This window comes from Bacteriovorax sp. DB6_IX, assembly GCF_000447775.1.
GTDB lineage: Bacteria > Bdellovibrionota > Bacteriovoracia > Bacteriovoracales > Bacteriovoracaceae > Halobacteriovorax_A.
The window spans coordinates 1-5,975 of record NZ_AUNJ01000209.1 but is presented as its reverse complement, the minus strand read 5'-3'; the positions used below and the strand labels follow the sequence as shown (position 1 = coordinate 5,975).

The following is a 5,975-nucleotide window of genomic DNA, read 5'->3' as shown; positions in this document are numbered from 1 at the left end:
GTTTCACAGTGGAATGTTATCGCAAAACTCTACTCAAACTTTGTAGCAACAACCCCTACGGAGATCATTGATGAGCTACAAATAAGAAAGAATTTAAGCGATATAAAATTAGAAGTAAGCTCAATTGAAGCGGTAAAAGAAAATCCTTTAAAAGAAGCTGACCTAAAAACTTATGAGATGGTCTCACCAATTATTGCAAAGTACCTTAAGCTGATGAATGTTGTTTCAAATAACTATATCGCAGATCAGGTTTTTGAAAAGATTGGTGGAAAGAAGGCCTACCACGAGTATATTCAAAACTTTATAAAAGAGAACTTTGGTGATTACACAGCTCTAAGAAAAGAGTTTAAAGACTCTGAGCACTCGACTTATTTCTATACTGGTTCTGGATTAAATATTGGAACAGGAAGTAACCGTGTTGATAACTACTCGACTTGTGCCATTATGGTCAAACTCATCAAAGAACTTGATGATAAGATGACTGAAATGCAGCGCTCAATTCAAGAAGTGGTTGCGGTACCAGGAACTGATCTTGGGACCTTTAAAAAACGCTTAAACTCAAAACGTCTGGCTAACTCAATTATCGCCAAGACAGGTACACTTATGCACACATCTTCTTTAGCGGGAAAAGTTTCAACGCAACAAGGACAAGTTTATTTTGGAATGTTTCACCAAATGAGAGGTTGGAAAGGCCACGCTAAAATGGTTCAAAACCAAATGGTTTCAGAGATTATCGATGCCTATGGTGGAGCAAATAAGTTTGAGTATAAGAAGGAATTCTTCTTTCCGGCAGCGGAAACACTAAGAGGCTCAAATTAATTCCACTACCATCCTGTAAACGGATAAGTTAAACTAGGGATATATGAAGAACTTCAATATCCCTAAGGCCATTTTCCTAGGTGTGACGGTGGCATTTGCTCTTAGCACTTACAAGATCTACTTTCCCAACAAAGATAAGGTGACATCTCACTTACCATCAGAGAAATTAAAAAACTCAAAGTCACAAGATTCAAATATTAGCACTCGCCCAAAGTCCTTTGACTTTACAAGAGCAGAATCTCTGGGCCATTTAGAAAATACGAAGAGAGTTCAGTCCCTACCAAAGAATGAGAGCAATTTTATTCAGGCCATAGAGCTTAAGAATCCTCAAGTCATCAAAGACTATATATCAAGTATCAATCCTTCTTATGTTTATCCTGAAGATCGAATGACCCCTCTTATGTTACTAGTTGAAAATGATTATATTGAGGCCTTTAAAATGGCCCTAAAAAAAGTGCGCTCGCAAGATATCGATCTTCAAAATAAGTACGGAGCCAGCGCCCTTGTTCTAAGTTCATCTGGTGCCAATGAAGAAATGACAAAACTACTACTCGAAAGAGGTGCTAACCCTAATATCAAATTCAATAAGAGAAACTATACTCTGCTTATGGATTGTGCTTTTGAGGGTCAGTATGAGCTTTGTAAGCTTTTACTTGAGGCAGGAGCAGATGTGAATACTCAAGATAAAGATGGCAAGAGTGCGCTCATCTACGCGGCAAGAGAAGGACATGAGGCCGTCGTTAAAATCCTGTTACGCCATGGTGCTGATAAAAATCTTAAAGATAGCAAAGGGATGCGGGCCCAAGATTATGCCTATAAGCATAATTTCCAAGTTGTCTTGGAACACCTAAAATAGGTGGCCTTGACTATAAAAACTAAAAAGAAGATGTGATTTTGATGGGATATTGAAGAGGACCTATTCAGGCTCTCTCAAGAGGTTGGCAAAGGTAGGATAGAAGACTTTTTAATTTCATCAAGGCCATACCAACCGGCTGTTACCTATATATAAGCAATGACCGTGCCAACTTTTTCCACCGGATTTCGACCATATTTGAAAGAAACAGGGTCAATATGACTTATCCGGGCCATTCGCTCTGGTATTTTGCTGGTGTCGACTTGATTTCATACCCAAAGAGCACCACGCACCGCGTCAATACAAAATATAATTAATCGATTAAACAAGAGATATGCACAACACGCCTCAAGAAAGATCTGAGATCTTCATTATGCCATTCTTAGTTACGCTTAGCGCATCAGGGTACTTCTTTGCACTGCTCTACGCTTTCTACTACAAGACTGAAGTTGTCCACTGGCATCTCATTGGAGCTGTAACCACATCTTGGCTTTATAAGCTTATTAAGAAATTTACAAGAAATTATAACCTCTATGCCAACTGGCTCATCGTCTGTTGTCTTTATGGACTTGCTGTCCCCTCATACTTCATGGGGTCTTTAAATAGTCCGGCCATCTGGTGGCTTATATTTGTTCCCGTTATTGCGGCATTTTTTCTAGACCTCATCCAAACTTTTATTTGGTCGCTTATTACTCTATCAGTCATCGCACTGCTTACGTTGTCACATCTCGATGCTTTTTCGTGGTTGAATTATATTAATGAGCTCAAGACAGACTCTCCGCTACTCGCCATTTCACTGAGCCTCTTCTCAATTGTGACATGTATCACAACGCTGATTCTTTACTTAAGATCTGTGATTGAAAAACTAGAATCACAAAAGGCCACTCTTCTTGAAGAGTCCTATATTCACTCAAGCTCTCAATCACTTGGGGAACTCGCTTCAAGTATCGCCCACGAGGTGAATAACCCTCTGGCCATTATCAAAGGACATGCAAACTTCTTAGAAGAGAAAACAAAGAGACTCGATATTGCACCAGATATAAAAGAATCTCTTATTGCTCATATTCGTAGAATTGATGCTTCAACAAATAGTGCAAGTACGACGGTTAGATCTCTTGGTTATCTCACGAGAGGAATAAACTTAGAGTCTCCAGAAATTTTTAGTATTAGAGAAGTTCTTGATGTTGTTACCGATCTTAATAAGAAAAAGTTCTTATTGAAAAATATTGAACTGATTTATGAGAAGAATCTCAAACTTGATGAACCTAAGGTTTATGCGAGTAAAGGTCAAATCATTCAAGTTCTTATCAACCTGATTGAAAATGCTTATGAGGCCGTTGGTGATTCATTAAGTAGCTGGGTAAGAATTAGTTTTGAAAGAGACCTCTCTCAAAGATTTATCTTAGTGAAAATTACAGACAGCGGAATTATTTCTTCACTTCCAGAAAGACATAACTTTTTCAAACCTCTTTATACAACGAAAGATGTTGGTGAAGGAAAAGGTCTAGGACTAAGTCTTTCGAAAACCATTATGAAAAAGAATAATGGTGATCTCTATATTGATCAAGCAAGTCACAAACAAGCTTCATCATCAAAATTCCATGTGTAAAATAAGTTCTAAGATTTTAAAAAGCGAGAAAGAATCACTTTAATCTTTTCAAAGATTTCGATTCCCTCACCTTCACTCATAAAAAGAGGCAGAGAAATTCTAATTGAGCTCTTGGCCTGTTCTTCAGAGTAGCCCATTGCAAGAAGTGTCTGACTTGGACGAATTGAGCCTGAAGAGCATGCGCTTCCTGAGCTAATTTCGATCTTGGCCATATCAAAGGCAGTAATAAGAATATCCGTTTTTATTTTCGGTATGATAAGAGATAGTGTATTAAGATTTCGTCTCGTCGCATCCTGTGAGACTAATTCAATAGTAGGAAATTCCTTTTTAAGTGCATCTTCAAGATCAACTCTGGCACTCTTTAGAAGTTCCATATTAAACTTCTCTTTAAACTCTTCAAGAGCCAGCTTTAGAGAATAAATTCCATGAATATTTTCCGTTCCACTTCTTAATTCATCTTGTTGACCACCACCGACAAGAATTGACTCCCATGAAGAATTCACATCTTTTACAAAAGTAAATCCTATTCCTTTTAAGGCCCCAAATTTATGGCCAGAAAAAGTGTAGTAATCAAGGGATGTCTCTAGCTCATAAGTCCCTTCGATCTTTCCTACCATTTGAACGGCATCGACATGAATAAGACAACCTGTTTGGGTCTTGATATCAGCAGCATCCTCAAGAGACCAAATAACTCCATTGACACTATTGACATGAGTATAATTAAGAAGAACTTCTCCATCGAGTCCCTGAATATATTCAATCAACTTAGACTTATCAAAATCACCACTTTGCATAGGATTGAGAAGATGAAACTCTCCTCCTAACAACTCAACTTGGTCGGCCTGATTTACTGAGCTTGGATGATCACTAGAAAAGGCAATCACGTGAAATTTCTTCTTCTGTCTCATCTGCTTAAAGCAAAAGCCTTTGACAATATTATTAATGGCCTCTGTTGCTCCAGAGTGAAAGAAGAGTTGAAATTCATTCATCCCAAAAAAGTCTTTGAGAAAGCGATTTGTTTCGTTGATAAATTTCTTAGAGGTTTTTCCCGAGGTATGTATTGAGCTGGGATTCCCAAAAGGTAAAGCCCCCTTAGCGTACCACTGTAAAACAGCTTCTGCTAAAGGGGCCGTAGCATTATAATCAAGATAAATTCTATTACTGATTAATTTCACCAATATTCGTTCTAATTCCTGAAGCGAACTCGCTAAATGCAGACTCTGTAGAAGTAGTTGTTGCAGTTGCTTGTGCAGCCTGCTCTCTTCTTTCAAGTTCTACTTTTTCAACGTCAGCTTTAACTTCTTGTGACTTTCTTACAAGGTCACCAAGTGAAGTTGTTGATAGGTATTCACTCATGATGAAACCTAAGTTTTGGAAGTAGTTCTTTGACAGGTGAAATTCAACTGTATTTGCTACTTCTGCTTCAGTTCCTAAGATATCCTTAGCTGGGTTAATATTCTCACCAACACAATCTAAGATGTCTTTTACTGTAATTTCATCCATAGATCTAGCTAGTACATAACCACCACCTGGTCCTCTTACAGACTTAACTGCCTGACCATTTCTTAGCTTTCTAAAAAGCTGCTCAAGGTAGTGTAAGCTGATGTTTTGTCTTTCAGAAATTTCTTGTAGACGAACAGGGTTTCCGTTGCTGTTAGTAGTTAAGTCGAGCATAGCTCTTACTGCGTAACGTCCTTTCGAAGTGAGTCTCATTGGTCTTCCTCCATAAATCCAAATGTAAAGTTTTGCGGTTCTAATTAATTTTTTAAAGCAAGTGTGTGCTTTCTGGGCTTCGCGTTCCTTGCTCACCCATTCCTTTGAAGAATTATTATTTAGTTTTAATTCTTCGTCCCAATAAGTATGGCAAGGAAAATTGGGTTACGTCAACATGATTTAATCAAATATTAAAAAAATTATTTTTATTGGCCAACAAAACCTATCAACTACCAAAAAACCTTGACATAACAATGACTTAGATAAAATTAAGGTTGTCTTTAGAAAACCGAGTAAAAACTTTTACTCGGCTATTTTTTCTGTCTTGATAGTCTAAATTTCGAGTGATTTTAAGAAGACATTTCTCGTGGCCAGAGGCTGATCCTCTGACTTTTTTTCATTCACTGTGATTTCTAGTTCATAGAATTTGAAATCATCATCAACTTCTCGGGAAATATCATAGGCATAATCGATTCCCCACTCTACTAAGAAGTACTTCTTCTTTTCCAAATAGAGAGGAATTTCTAGGTGAATAATTTCTTCACGAGACTCTAAACGATAGAAGTCTGCATGAACAATCTCGCCGCTTTCATTAATAATGGAATAAGTTGGAGACATTGTCTGCTCTTGGTCTCCAATGAATTTCTTAGTGAATGTGGTCTTTCCTGCTCCCACAACACCAGAGAGTATGATAACCGCTTTATCGGCCACAGCTTCTTTAAGCTCAATAATAATATTATCTAAATCCCCTTCATAGACTTTCTTCCATGCGCGAATTTCTTTTGAGTTGATCCCCATGCGACCTCTGATAAAAATTTAATATTTCTTATATTTTGCCAAAGTATGAAATAATTAAAACTGGGAAAAAGTAGTCATCTCCGATTGGAGATGACCTTTATAGTGAATACTCTTCAAATTTTGAGAGAAATTTCTTGATAACTGAGTCAAGTCCTTCAAAGACCGACTGGGCCACAATCCAAT

General features: G+C 37.6%; 6 protein-coding genes. 3 read left to right on the top strand and 3 right to left on the bottom strand.

The window, feature by feature from the left end; genetic code table 11:
* The 3 genes from M901_RS06190 to M901_RS06180 all read left to right on the top strand — a co-directional run.
* Positions 1-819 (top strand): D-alanyl-D-alanine carboxypeptidase (locus tag M901_RS06190; RefSeq protein WP_021277319.1); only part of this gene is annotated, 819 nt, incomplete at its 5' end.
* A gap of 43 nt (positions 820-862) precedes the next feature.
* Positions 863-1,675 (top strand): ankyrin repeat domain-containing protein, encoded by an 813-nt coding sequence (locus M901_RS16340; protein WP_021277317.1) that lies wholly within the window; start codon positions 863-865, stop codon positions 1,673-1,675.
* A gap of 331 nt (positions 1,676-2,006) precedes the next feature.
* On the top strand, positions 2,007-3,281 hold the full coding sequence (locus M901_RS06180; protein WP_021277320.1) for a sensor histidine kinase: 1,275 nt from the start codon (positions 2,007-2,009) through the stop codon (positions 3,279-3,281).
* 8 nt (positions 3,282-3,289) lie between these two features.
* On the opposite strand, the gene M901_RS06175 is transcribed toward M901_RS06180, so the two are convergent.
* From M901_RS06175 to tsaE, 3 genes are all read right to left on the bottom strand, one after another.
* Positions 3,290-4,456, bottom strand: a complete 1,167-nt coding sequence (locus M901_RS06175) for a cysteine desulfurase family protein (RefSeq protein ID WP_034720860.1) — start codon at positions 4,454-4,456, stop codon at positions 3,290-3,292.
* A complete protein-coding gene (locus tag M901_RS16335; RefSeq protein WP_094742596.1) occupies positions 4,440-4,994 on the bottom strand; it encodes an Rrf2 family transcriptional regulator in 555 nt (184 codons plus the stop codon). The genes M901_RS06175 and M901_RS16335 overlap by 17 nt, the downstream gene beginning before the upstream one ends.
* A gap of 333 nt (positions 4,995-5,327) precedes the next feature.
* Positions 5,328-5,792, bottom strand: coding sequence for a tRNA (adenosine(37)-N6)-threonylcarbamoyltransferase complex ATPase subunit type 1 TsaE (gene tsaE / locus M901_RS16330; protein ID WP_021277315.1), 465 nt, complete (start codon positions 5,790-5,792; stop codon positions 5,328-5,330).
* Between the last annotated feature and the right edge of the window lie 183 nt (positions 5,793-5,975).

Coding starts and splice junctions, on each gene's coding strand:
- M901_RS16340 (WP_021277317.1), top strand. CDS start 863: ATGAAGAACTTCAATATCCCTAAGGCCATTTTCCTAGGTGTGACGGTG.
- M901_RS06180 (WP_021277320.1), top strand. CDS start 2,007: ATGCACAACACGCCTCAAGAAAGATCTGAGATCTTCATTATGCCATTC.
- tsaE (WP_021277315.1), bottom strand. CDS start 5,792: ATGGGGATCAACTCAAAAGAAATTCGCGCATGGAAGAAAGTCTATGAA.
- M901_RS16335 (WP_094742596.1), bottom strand. CDS start 4,994: ATGAGACTCACTTCGAAAGGACGTTACGCAGTAAGAGCTATGCTCGAC.